The 21,645-nt window shown below is 46.3% G+C and carries 18 protein-coding genes; 14 read left to right on the plus strand and 4 right to left on the minus strand.

The genetic code is table 11. The features are described 5' to 3' along the window. Positions 1-152: 152 nt before the first annotated feature. The 7 genes from dapA to ACXAGR_RS17140 all read left to right on the plus strand — a co-directional run bounded on the left by dapA (position 153) and on the right by ACXAGR_RS17140 (position 5,672). On the plus strand, positions 153-1,037 hold the full coding sequence (gene dapA, locus ACXAGR_RS17110; protein WP_303574724.1) for a 4-hydroxy-tetrahydrodipicolinate synthase: 885 nt from the start codon (positions 153-155) through the stop codon (positions 1,035-1,037). Positions 1,038-1,049: 12 nt separating this feature from the next. Then, positions 1,050-2,165: an outer membrane protein assembly factor BamC gene (gene bamC / locus ACXAGR_RS17115; protein ID WP_474851497.1), complete on the plus strand. Its 1,116-nt coding sequence runs from the start codon at positions 1,050-1,052 to the stop codon at positions 2,163-2,165. 15 nt (positions 2,166-2,180) lie between these two features. Further along, entirely contained in the window at positions 2,181-2,897 is a 717-nt protein-coding gene (gene purC / locus ACXAGR_RS17120) for a phosphoribosylaminoimidazolesuccinocarboxamide synthase (RefSeq protein ID WP_119503399.1), read from the plus strand. Positions 2,898-3,034: 137 nt separating this feature from the next. Continuing rightward, positions 3,035-3,874, plus strand: coding sequence for a DMT family transporter (locus ACXAGR_RS17125; protein WP_474851499.1), 840 nt, complete (start codon positions 3,035-3,037; stop codon positions 3,872-3,874). A gap of 98 nt (positions 3,875-3,972) precedes the next feature. Continuing rightward, complete coding sequence (locus ACXAGR_RS17130) at positions 3,973-4,443, plus strand: zinc-ribbon domain containing protein (protein ID WP_474844250.1); 471 nt, start codon at positions 3,973-3,975, stop codon at positions 4,441-4,443. A gap of 176 nt (positions 4,444-4,619) precedes the next feature. Beyond that, positions 4,620-5,195 (plus strand): elongation factor P-like protein EfpL, encoded by a 576-nt coding sequence (efpL, locus tag ACXAGR_RS17135; protein WP_119501438.1) that lies wholly within the window; start codon positions 4,620-4,622, stop codon positions 5,193-5,195. 141 nt (positions 5,196-5,336) lie between these two features. Beyond that, positions 5,337-5,672, plus strand: a complete 336-nt coding sequence (locus ACXAGR_RS17140; RefSeq protein ID WP_474851501.1) for a hypothetical protein — start codon at positions 5,337-5,339, stop codon at positions 5,670-5,672. 35 nt (positions 5,673-5,707) lie between these two features. On the opposite strand, the gene yfaE is transcribed toward ACXAGR_RS17140, so the two are convergent. The 4 genes from yfaE to ubiG all read right to left on the minus strand — a co-directional run bounded on the left by yfaE (position 5,708) and on the right by ubiG (position 10,658). After that, the gene (gene yfaE, locus ACXAGR_RS17145) at positions 5,708-5,980 is read right to left on the minus strand and encodes a class I ribonucleotide reductase maintenance protein YfaE (RefSeq protein WP_303574717.1); all 273 of its coding nucleotides are present in this window, start codon (positions 5,978-5,980) and stop codon (positions 5,708-5,710) included. Positions 5,981-5,998: 18 nt separating this feature from the next. Further along, complete coding sequence (gene nrdB / locus ACXAGR_RS17150) at positions 5,999-7,129, minus strand: class Ia ribonucleoside-diphosphate reductase subunit beta (protein ID WP_474844248.1); 1,131 nt, start codon at positions 7,127-7,129, stop codon at positions 5,999-6,001. A 71-nt stretch (positions 7,130-7,200) separates the two neighbouring features. Then, positions 7,201-9,528, minus strand: a complete 2,328-nt coding sequence (nrdA, locus tag ACXAGR_RS17155) for a class 1a ribonucleoside-diphosphate reductase subunit alpha (protein WP_303574716.1) — start codon at positions 9,526-9,528, stop codon at positions 7,201-7,203. Positions 9,529-9,950: 422 nt separating this feature from the next. After that, positions 9,951-10,658, minus strand: a complete 708-nt coding sequence (gene ubiG, locus ACXAGR_RS17160) for a bifunctional 2-polyprenyl-6-hydroxyphenol methylase/3-demethylubiquinol 3-O-methyltransferase UbiG (protein WP_474851503.1) — start codon at positions 10,656-10,658, stop codon at positions 9,951-9,953. Positions 10,659-10,948: 290 nt separating this feature from the next. Between ubiG and gyrA the strand changes: the two genes are divergently transcribed. From gyrA to ACXAGR_RS17195, 7 genes are all read left to right on the plus strand, one after another. Continuing rightward, on the plus strand, positions 10,949-13,642 hold the full coding sequence (gene gyrA / locus ACXAGR_RS17165) for a DNA topoisomerase (ATP-hydrolyzing) subunit A (RefSeq protein ID WP_474851505.1): 2,694 nt from the start codon (positions 10,949-10,951) through the stop codon (positions 13,640-13,642). A gap of 90 nt (positions 13,643-13,732) precedes the next feature. Beyond that, positions 13,733-14,818 (plus strand): 3-phosphoserine/phosphohydroxythreonine transaminase, encoded by a 1,086-nt coding sequence (gene serC / locus ACXAGR_RS17170; protein WP_474844244.1) that lies wholly within the window; start codon positions 13,733-13,735, stop codon positions 14,816-14,818. A 4-nt stretch (positions 14,819-14,822) separates the two neighbouring features. Beyond that, positions 14,823-16,103, plus strand: a complete 1,281-nt coding sequence (aroA, locus tag ACXAGR_RS17175; RefSeq protein ID WP_474844243.1) for a 3-phosphoshikimate 1-carboxyvinyltransferase — start codon at positions 14,823-14,825, stop codon at positions 16,101-16,103. A gap of 138 nt (positions 16,104-16,241) precedes the next feature. Beyond that, positions 16,242-16,916 (plus strand): (d)CMP kinase, encoded by a 675-nt coding sequence (gene cmk / locus ACXAGR_RS17180; protein WP_119501431.1) that lies wholly within the window; start codon positions 16,242-16,244, stop codon positions 16,914-16,916. Between the two features lie 129 nt (positions 16,917-17,045). Then, complete coding sequence (gene rpsA / locus ACXAGR_RS17185) at positions 17,046-18,716, plus strand: 30S ribosomal protein S1 (RefSeq protein WP_119501430.1); 1,671 nt, start codon at positions 17,046-17,048, stop codon at positions 18,714-18,716. Between the two features lie 76 nt (positions 18,717-18,792). Further along, a complete protein-coding gene (gene ihfB / locus ACXAGR_RS17190; RefSeq protein ID WP_119501429.1) occupies positions 18,793-19,080 on the plus strand; it encodes an integration host factor subunit beta in 288 nt (95 codons plus the stop codon). Positions 19,081-19,413: 333 nt separating this feature from the next. Then, positions 19,414-21,597 carry a PilZ domain-containing protein gene (locus tag ACXAGR_RS17195; RefSeq protein WP_474851507.1) on the plus strand — a complete coding sequence of 728 codons (2,184 nt, stop codon included), beginning with the start codon at positions 19,414-19,416 and terminating at the stop codon, positions 21,595-21,597. The last annotated feature ends 48 nt before the right edge of the window (positions 21,598-21,645 follow it).

The raw sequence follows: 21,645 nt of genomic DNA on the forward strand, positions 1-21,645 counted from the left end.
CAGTCTGATGTAAGGGTTTTATCCCCAATTTTTGACGGAATAGTGATTATTTAGAATAAGGTTGTCGATTAACGTCTAAAAAGCCCTTGCGATAACTTGTTTTTAGGGCTGTACCTCATTACCATGTGCGCTCACAAAACGCGGGAGATAATATGTTTAAAGGCAGTTACGTTGCACTTGTCACACCCATGACCAACGCGGGTGACATTGATTACCCTGCACTTGAGAAACTTATTGAGTTTCATATAGAGCAGGGCACACACGGTATTGTTTCAGTAGGAACAACCGGTGAATCCGCCACATTGCCTTTTGAAGAACATATTGAAGTGGTCAAACAGACCGTTGCTATGACAGCAGGGCGTATTCCTGTGATTGCCGGCAGCGGCGCAAACGCAACGGATGAAGCCATCTTCCTTAGTGAACAGATGGCCGGTTTAGGTATCGATGGTTTTCTCAGCGTTGTACCGTATTACAATAAGCCGCAACAACGGGGTATGGTTGCACACTTTAAAGCAGTCGCTGATGCGACTGATTTACCTGTTTTGCTTTATAATGTACCCGGCAGAACCGTTGCGGACATGTTACCCGAGACAGTGGCAGAACTGGCCACGCACAAAAACATTGTCGGTCTGAAAGATGCAACCGGCAGTATTGAACGTCTCAAAGCCACACAGAAACTGGTGCCTGAAGATTTTCTGTTGCTTAGCGGTGACGACGGTACCAGTGCAGAATTTTTATGTCAGGGCGGACACGGCGTTATTTCAGTAACGGCTAACGTGGTTCCCGGCGCAATTTCCAAAATGTGCGAAGCAGGCCTGGCAGGCAACGCTGAGGAATGTCGCCGTATTAATGCTACTATCGAAACCCTGCATAACGGCATGTTTATTGAGCCAAATCCGGTAATGCCAAAGTGGGCGTTATACCGTATGGGGCTGATAAACAGTGCTGAATTACGATTACCGATGGTTTTACCGGAACTTGCGAGCCAAAAAGCACTCGAAGAACTATTACAAAAACACGCTTTGATTTCTGGTTAATAAGGAACACCGATGAAAAACACTCTGGCTTTGCTCAGTGGCTTATCTGTAATAGCCCTGACAGGTTGTTCAAGCCAACAGGATTATGAAACTGCATCGGGCAGTTATGACTACCTTGAAGTTTCCCAGCGGGCCTCTGTGAAAGTGCCTGAAGGTTTAGATTCGCCTGAATTTACATCTGATTATGATCTTCCGGAATTAAGTCAGAATGCAGACACCCGTCTTACCGGCCGCAAACTGACGATTCAGTCTCCGGCGCTTGTCCTGCCCCTTGTGGCGGGTTCACATGTTGAAGAAGGCAAACAGGAAGCAACGGTCTGGTTCGATCAGGTAGATGACAGCAAGCCGCTGAATACCGCTATCTGGGACACGGTGCTGAGCTTTCTTGAGCAAAATCACATCGGTGTAGACAGCTTCGATAAAGAAAATGGCCGACTTGTTACTGACTGGGCCGTTGAAAAGACGACCGAAGAGTCAGCCTGGTACGACTGGACTGAGGATGAAACGTCAGAGGTTTCACGTCGCTTTGTTTTCACCATGGAACTAAAGCCTCACGGCCGGACTGCTGCGTTACGCGCTAAATTGCAGGATTTCAAATTTAATGGTGCAGATGGTGAAACCATCACCATGGATTCCATTGATGCGATGAAAGAACGCAGAGAAGAAATCGGCATCCTGAACGAAGTACTGACTCATTACGAATACCAAATCAGACTCGACGAGAGTAAACGTATTGCTGAAATCCGCAGTGGTCTTAATTTGGAAATGGGTTTTGACGCTAACGGTGATGCAGCCTACGTGGTTGACGCCAGACACGATATTGTATGGCCAAGAATGCTGCTGGTGTTACGCAACCTTGGTTTTGACGTAAAAGATTTAGACAGAACCACAGGCCTGTTATTTGTCACTTATAATGGTGAGGATAACGGTTGGTGGGGCAGCCTGTTCTCTGACGGAGAATCCCTTCTTGAAAAAGGTGATTATCGTTTGAAAGTGGTGCCGGCCGGCGAAAACAGAACGAGTGTGACCTTCATGGATAATGAGAGTCAGCCGTTTGAACCTAATCAGGTTGCCGACATGTACGAGCAATTTGCCCGTGTCATGACTCAGGACAATCTGGATATCTAATTTTTGAGACTGATGATGGAAAAGCGCGAAGAACTTTACCGCGGTAAAGCCAAAACTGTATACCTCACTGATGACAGCGAAAAACTCATCCTTGAGTTCAGAAATGATACGTCTGCATTTGACGGTGAAAAAATTGAACAGCTTGACCGTAAAGGTGAAGTGAATAACAAGTTCAATCATTTCATTATGACAAAGCTGGAAGAAGCCGGCATTGCCACACAAGTTGAGGCGTTGCTGTCAGACACCGATTCTCTGGTGAAAAAGTTGGATATGATTCCGGTAGAGTGCGTCGTTCGCAACGTTGCTGCAGGTTCACTGGTTCGTCGTCTGGGCGTTGAAGAAGGTTTGATGCTTAACGATTCTCCCATTTTTGAATTCTTCCTCAAAAATGATGCGCTGCATGATCCTATGGTTAATGACTATCACATCACTGCATTTGGCTGGGCAACTGAAGCGCAAATTGCAGAGATGAAACGTCTGACTTTTGCCGTTAACGATGTACTCAAAGATCTGTTCGATAAAGGCGGTATGATTCTGGTGGATTATAAACTGGAATTTGGCCTGGACAGTGATGGCAATATTATTCTGGGTGATGAATTCAGTCCTGACGGTTGTCGCCTGTGGGACAAAGAAACCCGTAAGAAAATGGATAAAGACCGTTTCCGTCAGGGCTTAGGTTCTGTAGTAGAAACATACATTGAAGTGGCTGACCGTTTGGGCCTAAAGCTCTAAAGTCGTCTCTTTTTGAAAAGCACCTGCGGGTGCTTTTTTTGTGTCCGGTGTTTACCGGACCGGAGTAACCGGATCTCAAGTACCATTGTAATTGCTCCTTTGTCGTGGGAAGGTGAACAAAATAAAAGGAGCGATTCATGCCTGTATCTACGTTGTTGTACGCCTGCTTAGCCATGGTGGCTTTTGCTGCTAATTCCCTTTTGTGCCGGATGGCGCTGGTAGAGACTGATATCGGGCCGGCTTCTTTCACACTCGTAAGGTTACTCATCGGTACTGTGGTGCTGAGTTTGCTTATCCAAATGAAAGGGCATAATCCTGCAAAACAGGGAAGCTGGGCAGGATCTGTCGCACTATTCTGCTATGCAGCAGGTTTCTCTTTTGCCTATCAAAGCGTAACTACGGGCACCGGCGCTCTTTTGCTGTTTGGTGCTGTACAAATTTCAATGATCAGCATCGGCTTTTTAAGAGGGGAACGGTTCAGTTTTATTCAGACAGCCGGCTTTGTAGTAGCTTTTGCAGGTTTAGTTTATCTGGTACTGCCCGGCGTTACAGCCCCGCCGCTGCCCGCTGCATTGCTGATGATTACTGCCGGTATCAGTTGGGGAGTGTATTCACTGTTAGGCAAAGGCGTAGCATCGCCACTTTTAATGACGGCAGGAAACTTTGTCCGTACGACGCCGTTTATTGTCGCGCTGTTTATCTTTGTTGATGAGCCACTTGCACTTTCAGAAACAACTATCCGCTACGGTATCATCTATGCCGTATTGTCCGGTGCCATCGCATCGGGTTTGGGTTATGCCTTGTGGTACGCCGTACTCCCTAAAATTGCGGCGACTAATGCCGCCACTTTACAACTCAGTGTACCGGTAATTGCCATCTTGATGGGCTGGGTATTTCTATCTGAAAGCCTTAACGTCAGAGTCATTATTGCCAGTGCTGCAATCATTGGTGGCATTATACTGGTAATAAGAAAATAGCGCTGACCGGCAGGTTTAACAAACAGGTTTCTATACATGCGCTTCGCATAGAGAAATAACTTTGTGTGTTTTTGCTACAGAAAGTCAAAGGATCGGTAATGGAATATGTTAATCATCCAAAATATGGAAATGTCCCGTTAGCTTCAGATGAAGAACACTCACTTGAAGAGATTACCAATGCTCACTGGAGATATTCGTCACTTCAGTTTTTTCCCCAAACAGCGATTAAGGCGGACACGTCGTTACAAAATTTCCGGATGTGCCCGCGTCGCATCTACGTAGATATAGAGGAAACCTGTACGGTCTGCAGCAGGCTTTTCATCTTCTTCGCAAGAGAACAACAATACTGGTTTGAACATTTAAAGTTTTATGTGGACTCACATTGCCGCGAGTGTTTTGAGTGCCGGCAAGTGTCCAAAAGAACTAAATCCATGCAAGCGCATTATCAACTTCTCAGAGAGACTGCTGACCGGACTCCTGAGCAGGATGCGGAACTTGAAGACATTGCCCTGGCGCTGTATCAGCTTGGTATTATTAAAGACGAAAAGTTACTCCGCGTTGGTAAGTGAAGTGGCACAAATTCTGTGCTTATAACCAAACAGCGTTTCCTTAATCTGACGTCGCCGTTTCAATCAGCAAAACATACATTTAAAACGCTTTCTTACCGACGAGAAATCGCGGAAAATAGAGGCTTTCCACTCCTGATCGGGCCCGTTGGTCTGATTTACTAATACAGGGAACCGCCATGCCTAAGGCAAGTGAAATTAAAAAGAATAACACCATCATTTTTGACGGTAAGACATGTATTGTCAGAGATATTGACCGTTCTGTACCACAGGGCCGTGCAGGCGGCAGCATTTATCGTATGCGTATGTACGATGTGGTAAGCGGTGCAAAATATGATGAAACATTTAAGGATTCTGACATGCTGGAAATGGCTGATTTAGTGCGCCGTCCAGCAATGTTCTCTTACATCGACGGCGATGAATATGTATTCATGGATAAAGAAGATTACACACCTTACCATCTGAATAAAGACAGTATTGCTGATGAAGCTTTGTTCATTAACGAAGAAACTGACGGTATTCAGGTTCTGGTTGTAAGCGAAGTGCCGGTAGCGCTTGATTTACCCATGAGTGTTGAACTGGAAGTGGTAGAAACGGACCCTTCCATTAAGGGAGCCTCTGCGACGTCCCGTACCAAACCCGCTACTCTGTCTACCGGTCTGGTTGTTCAGGTGCCGGAGTACATCAGTACCGGCGAGTGGATCAAAATCAACACCGAAGAACGTAAGTTTCAGAGCCGTGCCGATAAGCACTGACAGCATACGGTTCAGTAGCCATAAAAGTCAGGTGGCTGTTGTTACCTTGTAATATTGTGTTATTTTTAACCAGTCCTGCAGGTATTGATTGCCCACAGGATTAACATCAGTACACACTCAACTGCGTAAAAGGAAAGACATATGAAAATGACAAAACAACTCTCATCATTACTATGCATTGGTCTGTTTACCTGCGTGCTTGGCGCATGTAGCGAAGAAAAACAGGAACAGGCTGAAGACTCAATGACTAAAGCAAAAAGTGCCGCCAGCAGTGCATTTGATGATGCAAAAAATGCAGCATCTGATCTGGCAGATAAGACAGAGGAATTTGCTGAAGATGCAGCAGATAAGGCGGAAGACTGGACAGAAGGTGCCAAAGATAAAGCTGAAGAGTGGGCCGACGATGCCGGTAATGCTATTGAAGACGGCTGTGAAAAAATGAAAGATAAAATGGAACTGGAAGATAAGGATTGCTAAAGATTCATTCCTGATAATGCGTTAAGTCAGGTAAGTTAAAGCGGAACATCTATTTTGATGTTTGTTACCGGCTTACAGCAACAGGGCAGTATTTCATCGTCGTCAATAAAGGCGAGGGGGTCTGTGGTATATTCCACCGACCCTTCTATCAATTTAGTCCGGCAGGCTCCGCAGAATCCGTCGCGGCAATGATAATGACAAGCGACACCTGCGGATTCTAAAGATTCCAGCAGTGTTTTATCCGGTACGGCATCAACACACCCCGTATCGACAATATCGATACGAAGTGTGGATTCAGGTTTTCCCATTAACGGGGAAGGTAGGAATTACAATTCAAAATCGGCGAAGTCATCTTCGCTGACTGAAGAGTCAATCTGACCAACCAGATAGGAACTGATCTCTGATTCCTGAGGCGCAACCTGTACATTATCTGAGTTCAGGTAGTTGTTCATCCACGGCAACGGATTACTTTTCACTTCGTATGGTGCGTCAAAGCCAATAGCGGTCATACGCTGATTCGCGATGTATTCCACGTACTGACACAGAATTTCCTTATTCATACCGATCATTGAGCCGTTCTTGAACAGGTAATCAGCCCATTCCTTCTCCTGCTCAACAGCGCTGATGAAGATCTGGCGTGCCTCTTCATGGCACTCTGCGGCGATTTCTGCCATCTCAGGATCGTCCTTGCCTCTGGCCCACAGGTTCAGCACGTGCTGAGTAGAGGACAGGTGCAGGTTTTCATCACGGGCAATCAGACGGATAATTTTCGCATTACCTTCCATCAGCTCACGCTCAGCAAACGCGAAGGTGCAGGCAAAGGACACATAGAAGCGAACCGCCTCCAGGGCATTAACTGAATTCATGCACAAGTACATTTTCTTCTTCAGAACACGCATGTTCACTTCGTACACTTCGCCGTCGACGGTATGAACGCCTTCACCTTGTGTCTGCCACAACTGTGTGTGGAAAATCAGATCATCGTAGTATTTAGAAATATCAGCAGCACGGCGCTTGATTTGCTCGTTAACCACGATGTCTTCAAAAATTGCACTCGGATCGGAAAACAGGTTACGAAGAATATGAGTGTAAGAACGGGAGTGAATCGTCTCAAAGAAAGACCAGGTTTCAATCCAGGTTTCCAGCTCCGGTAATGACACGATGGGCAGGAATGCAATATTCGGACTGCGGCCCTGAACGGAATCCAGCAAGGTTTGATATTTCAGGTTAGAAATAAAAATATGCTGCTCAGGCTCTGTGAGTTTCTGGAAGTCTACACGGTCACGCGTAACGTCAACTTCTTCCGGTCGCCAGAAGAAACTGATTTGTTTTTCAATGAGTTTTTCGAAAATGCTGTGCTTCTGCTGATCGTAACGGGCTACGTTAACAGGGTTACCGAAAAACATTGGCTCGACGAGAGGATTGACGCTTTGTTGATTAAACGTTGTGTATTTCATAACTGCGATAGTACTCAGAACAGATTTATCAGTTAAAAACGGAAGAAACCAGGGCAAGCCCTGGTTTATCGTTAAATTTTACATGCACCGCCGGCACAGTCGTCGTCTTCTTCAATCACAGCGGTTTGCGCCTGTGGCTGAGGTTTCGCCTGGCCTTGTTTGACTTCCATTGAGCTGGTGTCGGTGTTGCCGTCACGGGTGTTATGATAATACAGTGTTTTCACACCCAGCTTGTAAGAGGTCAGCAGATCTTTGAGCAGCAACTTCATCGGTACCTTACCGCTTTCATATTTGCCCGGATCGTAACTGGTGTTAGCAGAAATAGTCTGGTCAATGAATTTCTGCATAATACCAACCAGTTGCAGGTAACCGTCATTGGACGGAATATCCCACAGCAGTTCATAGGCATCTTTCAGATTTTCATATTCAGGAACAACTTGCTTCAGTACACCATCTTTACTGGATTTAATGCTGATATGACCACGGGGCGGCTCGATACCATTGGTTGCATTGGAAATCTGCGAAGACGTTTCAGACGGCATCAGCGCAGACAGCGTAGAATTACGTAGTCCGTGCTCCATCATTTCAGCGCGCAGGCCTTCCCAGTCCATGTGTAAGGGTTCATTACAAATGGCGTCCAAATCTTTTTTATAGGTATCGATAGGCAGAATACCTTTAGAGTAGGTAGTCTCATTAAATTTAGGACACGCACCTTTCTCTTTTGCCAGATTCACAGACGCTTTCAATAAATGATACTGCATCGCTTCAAACGTACGGTGAATAAGCGGGTTTGCGCTGAAGTCAGAGTACTTCACGCCGTTCTTCGCAAGATAATAAGCGAAGTTGATAACACCTATACCCAGCGTACGACGATTCATAGTGGCATGGTATGCCGCCGGAACAGGGTAATCCTGATAGTCGAGCAGGCTGTCCAGTGCACGCACAGCAAGGTCGGATAATTCTTCGAATTCATCCAGAGATTTAATCGCGCCTAAGTTAAATGCTGACAGCGTACACAGTGCGATTTCGCCGTTTTCGTCGTTTACGTGCTCCAACGGCTTGGTCGGCAGCGCGATTTCAAGACACAAGTTGCTCTGACGGACAGGGGCAACAGCCGGGTCAAACGGGCTGTGAGTATTACAGTGGTCAACGTTTTGCAGGTAGATGCGTCCGGTTGAAGCACGTTCCTGCATAAACAGACTGAACAGTTCCATGGCTTTAATTTGCTTCTTACGAATGGAGTCATCCTGTTCGTATTTCACATACAGCTCTTCGAACTTGTTCTGATCAGCAAAAAAAGCATCGTACAGACCGGGTACATCAGACGGGCTGAACAGTGTGATGTAGCCGTCTTTCATCATACGCTGATACATCAGCTTGTTGAATTGCACGCCGTAGTCGAGATGACGTACGCGGTTTTCTTCAACACCACGGTTATTTTTCAATACCAACAGTGATTCAACTTCCATGTGCCACAGCGGGTAGAACAACGTCGCTGCACCACCACGAACACCGCCCTGAGAGCAGCTTTTTACCGCAGTCTGGAAGTACTTGTAGAAAGGAATACAACCTGTGTGGAAAGCTTCACCACCACGGATTGGACTACCCAGTGCACGAATGCGACCAGCATTTACACCAATACCGGCACGCTGACTCACGTATTTTACGATGGCGCTGGCGGTGGCGTTGATAGAATCCAGACTATCACCGGTTTCAATCAGTACGCATGAGCTGAACTGACGGGTAGGGGTGCGCACACCGGACATAATTGGTGTTGGCAGAGAAATCTTGAATGTCGATGTTGCATCGTAAAAACGGCGGACATAATCAAGACGGGTTTCTTTCGGGTAGTCAGCGAACAGGCAGGCGGCTACCAGAACATACAGGAACTGGGCACTTTCATAGATGTCGCCGGTAACACGGTTTTGTACCAGATACTTACCTTCAAGCTGCTTAACAGCAGCATAACTGAAGGTCATATCACGCCAGTGATCGATGAAATCATCCATCGCCTCAAATTCAGCTTGCGTGTAGTCAGACAACAGGTGCTCGTCATACTTACCCTGTTCAACCATCTTTTTAACATGATCAAACAATTTAGGCGGCTCAAACTGACCATATGCTTTTTTACGCAGGTGGAAGATAGCCAGACGGGCTGCAAGATACTGATAATCAGGCGCATCTGTTGAAATAAGATCGGCTGCAGACTTGATCAATGTCTCGTGGATTTCGCCGGTCTTGATACCATCGTAAAATTGGATCTGAGCTTTGATTTCTACCTGAGAAACAGAAACGTTATTTAACCCTTCTGCTGCCCACGTGATCACTTTATGGATCTTATCTAACTCAATGACTTCTTTTTCGCCATTGCGTTTAGTGACATACAAGTTGTTGTTCATTTGTACTGGCCGTTAGTTTGTTAGCGCATGAAGCAAGGGGTTGGCACCCTTTTCATCTTTATAAAATTGAATTTGCTAAGCCTTGAAAGCTTGATCCAGCAGAGATCCCTTACTGCCTGGCGGGATCCCGTGTTTTTGTACTACTTTATTGTTCTAAAACACCCGTCGGACAAGACACAAGATAGTGAGGTTTGCGTGGTTTTGCAACCCAATATCTGGTGGTTTATCCAGCGATCAAAACGGTGCCTGAAAAAGGTTAGTGGTAACTCACCTATGAGCGGCATGATTAAGCCAAATCAGACAGATGCAACCATTTTTTACTTTTTTTGATCGCCGGTTAAAAAGTTTTAATCGCTCAAAGCGGGTTGGTTACAAATACGACATATAGCGTAATATTTATTCTTAAATACTATATATAGTGTTTACTGTAGGGTTTTTTGCGTATGGACGATATAGTTCACATCGATGTTTTTGTCCGATAAGTAGAACTGGCGGCTTAGCGGATCCATATGCAGACCTGTGGTGTTTCTGGCAAACAGATCAACCTTATCGGTCATTGCCATTAATTCTGAAGGCTTAATGAAACGGGCATGCTGATGCGTGCCTTTTGGTACCAGCTTGAGGATATATTCGGCACCAACGATGCCCATCAGCCAGGATTTCACATTTCTGTTTAAAGTAGACAGAAATACATGACCACCGGGCTTAACCAGCCTGGCGCAGGCAGCGATGATCGATGCCGGATCGGGAACGTGCTCGAGCATTTCCATACACGTCACCACATCGAACTCTCCGGGTCTTTGTTCTGCAAAGTCTTCTGCAGAAACACACTGATAATCGACTTTTACACCGGATTCGAGACCATGAAGTTTAGCAACCTCTAAAGAAGCAGACGCCAAATCAATACCGGTAACATCAGCACCCAGTTTAGCCATGGATTCTGCAAGAATGCCGCCGCCACAACCAATATCCAGCACTTTCTTTTCAAACAGACCATCACAGTGCTGCTGCACAAAATCAAGTCTTAACGGGTTGATTAAGTGCAGGGGTTTGAATTCACTTTCGGTATCCCACCAACGGGAGGCCAGTTCACTGAATTTGGCAATTTCTTGTTCATCGACATTCGACATACTGGTGCTCGTATTATCAGATAGAGGAGATTGATTTTGATAAATACGATACATGATCAAAGCAGTAAAAGGGACGATTTGTGTATTAAAGTGGATTAATTGCGTGAAAAGTAATCGGTTGGTAATAACAGCCCCATTTGCGGGTATTAAGCGCTACATAAATCTGTCATCCGGTGATACACTCAATGATTACTTGTAAAACCCATAATAAGAAAGCGCTGTTCTTAGCTGCATTTAAAAGTGCGTGACATTGGATACGCTTGAACTTGAATCAAGGGACATAGCAGTTTATGACTGATAACGCTAAAGAAATTCTCCCCATAAATATCGAGGAAGAGCTTAAAAACTCCTACCTTGATTATGCGATGAGCGTTATTGTCGGGCGAGCATTGCCTGACGTAAGGGACGGCCTCAAGCCGGTTCACCGCCGCGTACTCTTCGCGATGAACGAACTCAAAAACGACTTCAATAAACCGTATAAGAAATCTGCCCGTGTGGTGGGTGATGTTATCGGTAAATATCACCCTCATGGTGACAGTGCGGTGTACGACACCATCGTACGTATGGCGCAGCCATTCTCTTTACGCTACATGCTGGTAGACGGGCAGGGGAACTTCGGTTCTGTAGACGGCGACTCTGCCGCGGCAATGCGTTATACCGAAGTACGTATGGCTAAAATTGCCCATGAGTTACTGGCGGATCTTGATAAAGAAACCGTAGATTTCGTACCTAACTATGACGGTACAGAGCAAATTCCTGAGGTTTTACCTACGAAGGTACCAAACCTGCTGGTAAACGGCTCCTCCGGTATTGCCGTTGGTATGGCAACAAACATTCCGCCCCACAACCTCACTGAAGTGGTCAACGGCTGTATCGCAATGATAGAGAATCCTGCCGTTACCATTGAAGAGCTGATGCAGCATATTCCGGGTCCGGATTTCCCTACTGCGGCGATGATCAGTGGTCGTAAGGGTATTGATGATGCTTACCGTACCGGTCGTGGCAAAATCTATCTGCGTGCCAAAGCAGAAATAGAAACCGACAGTAATGGTAAAGAAACCATCATTGTTAATGAGATCCCTTATCAGGTAAACAAAGCCCGCCTGATTGAAAAGATCGCTGAACTGGTAAAAGAAAAACGTATCGAAGGTATTTCTGCCCTGCGTGATGAGTCTGACAAAGACGGTATGCGCATTGTTATTGAAGTAAAACGCAACGAGTCGGCGGAAGTACTGCTTAACCACCTGTATGCCAATACCCAGTTACAAACAGTATTCGGTATTAATATGGTGGCTCTGGATAACGGTCAGCCTAAAGTATTTAATCTCAAGGAAATGCTAGAGGCGTTTATCCTTCACCGTCGTGAAGTGGTTACCCGCCGTACGGTATATGAACTACGTAAAGCGCGGGACCGTGCCCATATCCTTGAAGGTCTTGCCATCGCACTGACCAATATCGATCCTATAATTGAGCTTATCAAAGCTTCGCCGAGTCCGTCTGAAGCAAAGAAAGCTTTGGTTGCGCAGGGCTGGAACCTGGGTGATGTTGCTGACATGCTTGAGCGTGCCGGTGATGATGCAGCCCGTCCGGACTGGCTGACGCCGGAATTTGGTATCCGTGACGGCAAGTACTACCTGACAGAACAACAGGCACAGGCCATCCTTGATCTGCGTCTTCACAAACTGACTGGTCTTGAGCACGAAAAGATCCTTGATGAGTACAAAGAGTTACTCGCTATCATCGCTGAATTGCTGCACATTCTGCGTAGCCCTGAGCGTCTGATGGAAGTGATTCGCGAAGAGCTCGAAAAAGTTCGTGATGAGTTTGGTGATGAACGTCGCACAGAGATCACGGCTGCAAGTCATGACATTGATATTGAAGATTTGATTGAGCAGGAAGACGTTGTTGTGACGCTGTCCCGTGAAGGCTATGTGAAATATCAGAAACTGACTGAATATGAAGCACAGCGTCGTGGTGGTAAAGGTAAGTCAGCGACGAAGATGAAAGATGAAGATTTCATTGAGCGTCTGCTGGTTGCGAATACCCACGACCACATCCTGTGTTTCTCTACCCGTGGCCGTCTGTACTGGTTGAAGGTTTATCAGTTACCATTTGCCAGCCGGAACGCCCGTGGTAAACCGATTGTGAATATTCTGCCGCTGGAAAATGACGAGCGGATCACTGCCATTCTGCCTATCAAAGAATTTGAAGAAGGCAAGTTTGTACTCATGGCGACAGCCAACGGTACGGTGAAAAAGACTGATTTGAGTCTGTACTCCAGACCGCGCTCCAGTGGTATTATTGCCGTTAACCTTAATGAAGGCGATGAACTGATTGGCGTATCAATCACCCACGGTGATGACGACATCATGCTGTTCTCTGACGAAGGTAAAGTGGTTCGTTTTAACGAAAAACTGCGCGACTCAGAAACAGGTGAAGTAAAACGTGATCCGGAAACCGGTGAAGAGTTGCAGGCTCTGCGTCCTATGGGCAGAACAGCAACGGGTGTTCGCGGTATTAAACTGCAGGAAGGTCAGCGTGTGGTATCTCTGATTGTTCCCCGCGGTGACGGCGCCATCCTTACTGCAACTGAAAACGGTTATGGTAAACGTACGCCCCTTGAAGATTACCCGGCTAAGAGTCGTGCGACTCAGGGCGTGGTGTCTATCAAAGTGTCAGAACGTAACGGTAAAGTTGTCGGCGCTGTACAGGTTGATGAAACCGACGAAATCATGCTTATCAGCAACATGGGCACACTGGTACGTACCCGTGTCGGTGAAGTGTCTACGGTTGGCCGTAACACCCAGGGTGTACGTCTGATCAGAACTGCTGATGATGAGAAAGTAGTAGGTCTTCAACGTATCGAAGAAGTGATCGACGAAGAACTTGAACTGGAAGAAGGCGGGGAAAACACCGCTGAAGAAGCATCTGCTAACAATGATGCCGCTGTCTCAGACAGCGATAAGCCAACGACAGAAGAATAAGCCGGCGCGCTGTTAACTGCAGCGCGTTTTAACTCTTATTCAACAAGCGGCTTTTGCCGCTTGTTGTGTTTACAGGTGTTGAAATAATCTATGAGTAATGTATTTAACTTCAGTGCTGGACCCGCAATGTTACCTGCAGAGGTCATGCAGCAGGCACAGGCGGAATTTCTGAACTGGCGTGATTCAGGCTGTTCTGTCATGGAAGTCAGCCATCGAGGCAAAGATTTTATTGAAGTTGCCGCTACAGCAGAGCAGGACCTGCGCGACTTACTGGCCGTACCGGACAATTACAAAGTACTTTTTGCCCATGGTGGCGGCCGCGGACAGTTTGCCTCTGTGCCGCTGAACATCTCTCAAACCGGTGACACATCTTTGCACATGGTTACCGGCTCCTGGTCGAAAGGGGCCGTTGCTGAGGCATCTAAATACAACAATGCCAAAGTGATTGGTGAAACCATCGAGATTGACGGACTGAAATCAGTCGCAAGAGTCAATGCCGGCGATGTTGACCAGAATGCGGCTTACCTGCATTTTTGCCCCAATGAAACCGTTGATGGTATTGCTTTTGACTGGTTACCTGAGGCAGGTAAGGTACCGCTGGTATCTGATATGTCTTCTTGTATTTTGTCGCAACCACTGGATGTGGCTGCACACGGTATTATTTATGCCGGCGCACAAAAAAATATCGGTCCTTCCGGTTTATCGGTATTAATTGTTCGCGACGACCTTATCGGTAAAGCGCGTAAAGAAACCCCGTCCATTTTCGATTTTGAATTGATGGCTAATCACGATTCAATGTATAACACACCGCCCACTTTCTCATGGTATCTGGCGGGTCTCGTGTTCAAATGGTTGAAGAACAATGGTGGCCTGAGTGCCATGCAAAAACGCAACGATGAGAAAGCAGCGTTACTTTACAGTGCTATCGATAACAGTGATTTCTACTCAAACCCGGTGCATCCTGACAACCGTTCTAAAATGAATGTGCCTTTCCATCTGGCAGATGACGGCTTGAATCAGGCATTTTTAGAACAAGCTGAAGCTGCCGGACTGAAAGCGTTGAAAGGGCACCGCTCTGTGGGCGGGATGCGCGCCAGTATCTACAACGCAATGCCGGTTGAAGGTGTTGTGGCACTGGTTGAATTTATGCAGCAATTTGAAAAGCAAAACGGGTGAGTCAGTGGAGCAGTTAACATTACAACCAATTTCCCGTGTAGACGGAGAAGTCAACGTACCGGGGTCTAAGAGTTTATCTAACCGTGCTCTGTTACTTGCAGCGCTGGCAAAAGGTGAGACAACACTGACTAATTTGCTGGACAGTGATGATATCCGCCACATGCTGGTCGCCCTGGAAAAGCTGGGTGTGACTTACACACTGAGTGAAGATAAGACTGAATGTACGGTTACCGGTATTGGCGGAAAATTCAACGTTGCCGGTGAAACCGAATTATTTCTTGGCAATGCAGGAACGGCAATGCGCCCGTTGTGTGCTGTCCTTGCTGCCAGTGATGTGCTGGTTACACTGACCGGCGAACCACGTATGGAAGAGCGTCCAATCGGCGATCTGGTTGATGCCTTGCTGGAAGCCGGTGCTGATGTCACATATCTTAAAAATACCGGTTATCCGCCGCTTAAAATTGCCGGTAAACCGTTGTCGGCAAAAGAAGTTAGCGTGGATGGAAGCGTATCCAGTCAGTTCCTGACCGCAATATTAATGGCTGCGCCGTTATTCGTTTCTGATACGCTGATAAAAATTAAGGGTGAGCTGGTTTCTAAACCCTATATCGATATTACGCTGGATACCATGGCCAAATTCGGTATTGTCGTCACTAACAATGACTACACCTGCTTCGAGGTTAAGGGAAATCAAACTTACACTTCTCCGGGTCGTTTCATGGTTGAGGGTGATGCATCATCGGCCTCTTACTTCCTGGCTGCTGCTGCAATTAAAGGCGGTACGGTGAAAGTTACCGGCATTGGTCGTAAAAGTATCCAGGGTGACGTACGTTTTGCTGATGTACTTGAAGCGATGGGAGCGAAAGTTGAATGGGCGGATGAGTCAGTGACTGTCACCGGTGCACCGTTAAAAGGTGTGGATATGGATATGAATCATATTCCTGATGCAGCCATGACTATTGCTACCACAGCGCTGTTTGCTGAAGGGCCGACGTCTATCCGTAATATCTACAACTGGCGGGTTAAAGAAACGGATCGCCTGCATGCAATGGCTACTGAGTTACGTAAATTGGGCGCCGAAGTGGACGAAGGACACGATTACATTACCGTGCAACCTTTGAAATCATTGAAGCATGCTGAAATCGATACGTATAATGATCACCGTGTGGCAATGTGCTTCTCTCTTGTAGCACTTAGCGATACGCCGGTCACTATTAACGATCCGCGCTGTACAGCCAAAACCTTCCCAGACTACTTCACCCGATTCGCGACAATTTGTCACTAATTTGTCGCTAACTGTCAGGAAAATGACAGCTTTCTAAGTTAAAACAATGCTGCCTGTTCTTACAGGCAGCATTGCTTATCATGCCAAGGTGCGTATAATTGCGCGCGATTTAATAACCTTTTAACAAGTGGAGCAGGTATGCAACTGATCCCCGTCGTCACGGTTGACGGACCAAGTGGAGCTGGTAAAGGAACCCTGAGCAGTTTACTTGCAAAAGAACTTCAATGGCATTTTCTGGATAGTGGCGCAATATACCGCGTTCTGGCTGTTGCAGCATTACACCACGATTTACCCGTGGATGATGAAGCTTCTGTTGTGCCGCTGGCAACCGGTCTGGATGTCAGCTTTGAAACAAACGGCGAAGCTAACCGCATTATTCTGGAAGGCGAAGATGTGACTGATGACATCCGCACTGAACAGGTAGGCGCTGTAGCATCACAGGTAGCCGCGTTACCCAGGGTCCGTGAAGCATTATTGCGTCGCCAGCGTGCCTTTCAGCAGGCGCCCGGCCTGGTTGCTGACGGCCGTGACATGGGCACGGTGGTGTTTCCTGATGCGGTTGTAAAACTGTTTTTAACAGCCAGCGCTGAAGCCAGAGCTGAACGGCGATATGCCCAGTTGAAAGAGAAGGGCATGGATGTTAATATTGCGCGCCTTTTAACCGATATCAAAGCACGTGATGAACGTGATACGCAGCGGGCAGTTGCCCCTCTGGTACCGGCTGAAGATGCGGTAGTAATAGATTCTACTCACCTGGATATTACGCAGGTGTTTGAAAAAGCGATGGAAGTTGTGAGATCGAAGGTTCGCTGATTTAAGCGCAGCCTCTTTTTTTCGTTCCATTATTTTGATATGTCGACACAGGACGTGACGACTTTTGTTAGCAACCCCACGTTAGCCGGACTGTAATGTGGATGTCAACTTTTAAAATTTACTGAACTTATGACTGAAAATTTTGCACAACTTTTTGAAGAAAGCTTACAAGAACTGGAAACACGCCCTGGTTCAATTGTAAAAGGTACCGTTGTTTCTATCGACAAAGACATCGTTCTTGTTGATGCAGGCTTGAAATCAGAAAGTGCTATCCCAGCTGATCAATTCAAAAATGCTGAAGGCGAATTAGAAATCGCTGTTGGCGACTCTGTAGACGTAGCACTTGACGCTGTTGAAGATGGTTTCGGTGAAACTATCCTGTCACGTGAAAAAGCTAAGCGCCACGAAGCATGGGTTGAGCTGGAAAAAGCTTACGAAGATAAAGTCACTATCAAAGGCGTTATCAACGGTAAAGTTAAAGGCGGTTTCACTGTTGAAGTTAACAGTGTACGCGCGTTCCTGCCAGGTTCTCTGGTTGACGTACGTCCAGTACGCGACACTACTCACCTGGAAGGCAAAGAGCTTGAGTTTAAAGTAATCAAGCTGGATGCTAAGCGTAACAACGTTGTTGTTTCACGTCGTGCGGTTATCGAAGCAGAAAGCAGTGCAGAACGTGAAACTCTGCTGGCTAACCTGGAAGAAGGTCACGAAATCAAGGGTATCGTTAAGAACCTGACTGATTACGGTGCGTTCGTTGATCTGGGTGGCGTAGACGGTCTTCTGCACATCACTGATATGGCCTGGAAGCGCGTTAAGCACCCAAGCGAAATCGTTAATGTTGGTGACGAAATCAACGTTAAAGTTCTGAAGTTCGACAAAGACAAGCAGCGTGTTTCTCTGGGCATGAAGCAAATGGGCAACGATCCATGGCATGACATTTCCCAGCGTTACCCTGAAGGTACTAAGATCTCTGGTCAGGTAACTAACCTGACAGACTACGGTTGCTTCGTTGAAATCGAAGACGGCGTTGAAGGTCTGGTACACGTTTCTGAAATGGACTGGACTAACAAGAACATCCACCCATCTAAAGTTGTTAGCTTAGGTGACACTGTTGAAGTTATGGTTCTGGAAATCGACGAAGAACGTCGTCGTATTTCTCTGGGTCTGAAGCAGTGCATTGCTAATCCTTGGGAAGAGTTCGCGAAGTCACACGAAAAAGGCGACAAAGTATCAGGTAAGATCAAGTCAATCACTGACTTCGGTATCTTCATCGGCCTTGACGGTGGCATCGACGGTCTGGTTCACCTGTCTGACATCAGCTGGAACAAAACTGGCGAAGACGCAGTTCGTGACTACAAAAAAGGTGACGAAATCTCTGCCGTTGTTCTGCAAGTCGACCCAGAGCGTGAGCGTATCTCTCTTGGCGTTAAGCAAATCGAAGAAGATCCTTTCAACAAGTATCTGACAGATAACAAGAAAGGTGCTATCGTTAACGGTACAGTTACTGCTGTTGACGCAAAAGGCGTTACTGTTAACCTGGCTGAAGAAGTTGAAGGCTACATCCGCGTTGCTGACTTGTCACGTGACCGCGTAGAAGACGCTTCTGAAGTTGTTAACGTTGGCGAAAGCATCGAAGCGAAATTTATGGGCGTAGACCGTAAGAATCGCACTGTTAACCTGTCTGTTAAAGCGAAAGATCAGGCTGACGAAAAAGAAGCTATCGACAAAGTTAACCAGCAGGAAGACGCTGGCTTCGCTAACGCGATGGCAGAAGCATTTAAAGCTGCTAAAGGCGAATAATGCAAATACGGGTGTGCTAAACCCACACCCGCTCCGTAGTAGCTGTAAAATAACGTTTTTACGAGAGAGGTTTTAAATGACCAAGTCGGAACTAATTGAACGGCTCGCGGATCAGGCGCGACATATCCCGGCAAAAGATCTTGAGCTGGCGATAAAGGAAATCCTGGAACAGATGGCGCAAACCCTTCAAAAGGGCGAGCGTATTGAAATCCGGGGTTTTGGTAGCTTTTCTCTGCATTACCGTGCACCACGTGTCGGGCGTAATCCCAAGACAGGTGATACTGTGAAGCTGGACGGTAAATACGTCCCTCACTTTAAACCCGGTAAAGAATTACGGGAAAGGGTAGACAGCGCCGTAAACTAATCGTAAAAAGCCGCATCAGCGGCTTTTTTTCTGCCCGCATTTACTACCTTTTCATCCTCAAATTTGCACCCCGTAGACCATATTTCCTGAGAAGTCCAATCACTGAGATTAATTCTTGACCATCTTTACATATCCTATATATTAGTGAAGCGCTAACTAATACTATGTGCTGAGATCATGTCAGCCTCGACAGAACAACAAATAATAAAACAATATCAACCATTGATACGGGCTTTGATACCTTACGAGCAGGATAACCGCTTGCTTGAAGGGTTAAATAAGTTCACGGGCAGGGTGCCCGGCAATGTCAGGAAGATCATCAAGGACGAAGTCATGAGGCTTACGTGCATCACTGATGCGCCCGCTGATAACTCCGCCTTCGCAGAATTCCCTGTATTCAAATTTTCTCATTTCGGTGTTGAAATGCGTCTGGATAAAGTTGGCGCACGTATTCTGCAAACCGAATCCCAACTCTATCAGGACAGGTATACTGTTGGTGTATTTGAAACCATCACGAATTCTGATTTCTACCAGGCCCATTTAAAGAAAGAAAACTATAAAAAGATTGTTGATGCATTTACGGTAGAAACCCAGTCTCTTGACGATATTCATTTTGGTAATGATTTAGCTATCGCACCCAATTTCCCTGTATCGTCTCTGGAGTTCGAAAAGGGCAAAACCTGTACTATTTCTTCTTTGGGTTATAAGTCAATGTCGCTGGAAAGTAAGCGGCCCCCAAAAGTCTCAGCAAAAGAAGTGTTTAATTTTCAGTTTCCGGAAGTGCCCGGGCTACCCAAAGGCATGGCAATCAAATACGTTGTCAGCGGCATCAAATTTAACAAGCAAACTGAAAAATACGAAACACAATTCAGGCTCCATCCTTCTACCGATCCCCGTTTAGCGAAAATCCTGCAGAAATACATCGATATGGCATCTTTCCAGCAGCCTTTACAGCGGGAACTGGAAAGTGAAAGAGCCATGCAGGATCTTGAACGGGACAGGGTCCTTGATAACAGCCCCTGGGTACCTTTGTTTATTCAGAAGGTTGATAACGGCGTTAAACCACTTTCAGCTCTGTTCACCGCTGTAAATGAATCAAACTCAGGCGGTATTGCCAATATCCGTCAGTTGACCAGCATGAAGCTGTTTCCGCGCATATTAAAAGAATTGTTTAAATATAAAGAAACCTTTGTTGTTTCGGGCGTTATTGAAACGAAAAAGGGCGAGTTCAGAATTCTGGCCACGTTAAGAGAGCTTGAATCAGCCGATTTACTGGCACCGGTCATTCATTTGCTCAATAAAAACGAAAGTTTGCATTGTCTGCAATGCCGATTGTCAGAAGTCGTCCGCGATGACAGGCAAAAGGCCTATGCCATTCACGACCTCATCCAGACTGATTACGAAGAACTCGATGCCATTTCTCACATTCTTTTTTGTAAGAATGTGTCCGCCTCACTGCATGGTCTTGCCGTGACGGAAAGACGTCCGATGCCTGCAATTCCTGAAGAATTACTTGAAGATACTGCTCAATACCCCTTTAGTTTGGTATTTGATGAAGACATGAACCGCAGAAGCGAGGCACGGTATATTATCGACAAAGAAGGGGCGGTAAAAAGTGGCTTGCTGAGTTCAAGTCCCGTGCTGGTGAAAGATATTTCTTCCAGGGGGATGCGTATAGTTTTGTCTGAGCCATTCAGTAAGCCGGAAAAAGAAATTAAAGTTTCCGTCCCCGAGCTGAAGATTAAAAATCAGAAATATGACATCGTGGGATATTCTGCTGCGACCAGAGAGGTAAGACTGCGGTTGCCTTCAAAACGGGATGCGATTGCGGCGGGTATTTTGCAATTTGTGCATAAAAATTATGCCTGGTTCAAAAACAAAGACACCAACCTTTTACACCGTAATACCCACCGGTTCTTATGGGAACTCGCGGTGCGACATCATCCGTCAGCGAGTATTTTGTGTGTTACTAACCGTTATTTACTTAACCGGTTAAAGACAGTTTATCAGACCCCGGCCTGTGATGATCTTTACCCATTTTCAGCCATTGAAAATGTGGTCCCGATGCATGGGTTCTTTGCCGACAAAGATGCGCAAAAACCTAAGTCGAAATTGCTGGTTGATATGTTTCATGGTGCAGTTACCGGTGTATCGGTTGTCCATTGTGTGCGTAAGTCAGACAATAAACTGGTTTACCTTCCGGAAACGGATTTTTTATACGGATCAATGCGTAAGCACGTGCATAACCATATTCAGGAAGATAAAGTTGAGTTATGCGTAACCAAAATTGATGTTGTCCGCTGTCAGTCAGAGTCATCACCAATGACGAAAAAGCGTCTGGCACAACTATCGCGCATTGATAAACCCATGTATGACCGTTTTAATGTCATGCAATCATCGTATTCTCATGTGTTATATCTCACCAGTGAGTCTGTCCTGCAACAGGCAGTGCTGAGAGCCCGGCTCAGGCCGGTAAAACCACAAACAGCAAAGGCCAGCCAGGCCGAATCAGCCTGATAAGGCTTTTTTGCTGATTCTGATGTCATGTTTTCACACAATTTGCTA

It is taken from the genome of Alteromonas sp. ABH4_457, assembly GCF_056160625.1.

Bases quoted from the DNA above. Each gene is read 5' to 3' on its own strand.
- dapA (WP_303574724.1), top strand. From the start codon at position 153: ATGTTTAAAGGCAGTTACGTTGCACTTGTCACACCCATGACCAACGCG.
- bamC (WP_474851497.1), top strand. From the start codon at position 1,050: ATGAAAAACACTCTGGCTTTGCTCAGTGGCTTATCTGTAATAGCCCTG.
- purC (WP_119503399.1), top strand. From the start codon at position 2,181: ATGGAAAAGCGCGAAGAACTTTACCGCGGTAAAGCCAAAACTGTATAC.
- ACXAGR_RS17125 (WP_474851499.1), top strand. From the start codon at position 3,035: ATGCCTGTATCTACGTTGTTGTACGCCTGCTTAGCCATGGTGGCTTTT.
- ACXAGR_RS17130 (WP_474844250.1), top strand. From the start codon at position 3,973: ATGGAATATGTTAATCATCCAAAATATGGAAATGTCCCGTTAGCTTCA.
- efpL (WP_119501438.1), top strand. From the start codon at position 4,620: ATGCCTAAGGCAAGTGAAATTAAAAAGAATAACACCATCATTTTTGAC.
- ACXAGR_RS17140 (WP_474851501.1), top strand. From the start codon at position 5,337: ATGAAAATGACAAAACAACTCTCATCATTACTATGCATTGGTCTGTTT.
- yfaE (WP_303574717.1), bottom strand. From the start codon at position 5,980: ATGGGAAAACCTGAATCCACACTTCGTATCGATATTGTCGATACGGGG.
- nrdB (WP_474844248.1), bottom strand. From the start codon at position 7,129: ATGAAATACACAACGTTTAATCAACAAAGCGTCAATCCTCTCGTCGAG.
- nrdA (WP_303574716.1), bottom strand. From the start codon at position 9,528: ATGAACAACAACTTGTATGTCACTAAACGCAATGGCGAAAAAGAAGTC.
- ubiG (WP_474851503.1), bottom strand. From the start codon at position 10,658: ATGTCGAATGTCGATGAACAAGAAATTGCCAAATTCAGTGAACTGGCC.
- gyrA (WP_474851505.1), top strand. From the start codon at position 10,949: ATGACTGATAACGCTAAAGAAATTCTCCCCATAAATATCGAGGAAGAG.
- serC (WP_474844244.1), top strand. From the start codon at position 13,733: ATGAGTAATGTATTTAACTTCAGTGCTGGACCCGCAATGTTACCTGCA.
- cmk (WP_119501431.1), top strand. From the start codon at position 16,242: ATGCAACTGATCCCCGTCGTCACGGTTGACGGACCAAGTGGAGCTGGT.
- rpsA (WP_119501430.1), top strand. From the start codon at position 17,046: ATGACTGAAAATTTTGCACAACTTTTTGAAGAAAGCTTACAAGAACTG.
- ihfB (WP_119501429.1), top strand. From the start codon at position 18,793: ATGACCAAGTCGGAACTAATTGAACGGCTCGCGGATCAGGCGCGACAT.
- ACXAGR_RS17195 (WP_474851507.1), top strand. From the start codon at position 19,414: ATGAGGCTTACGTGCATCACTGATGCGCCCGCTGATAACTCCGCCTTC.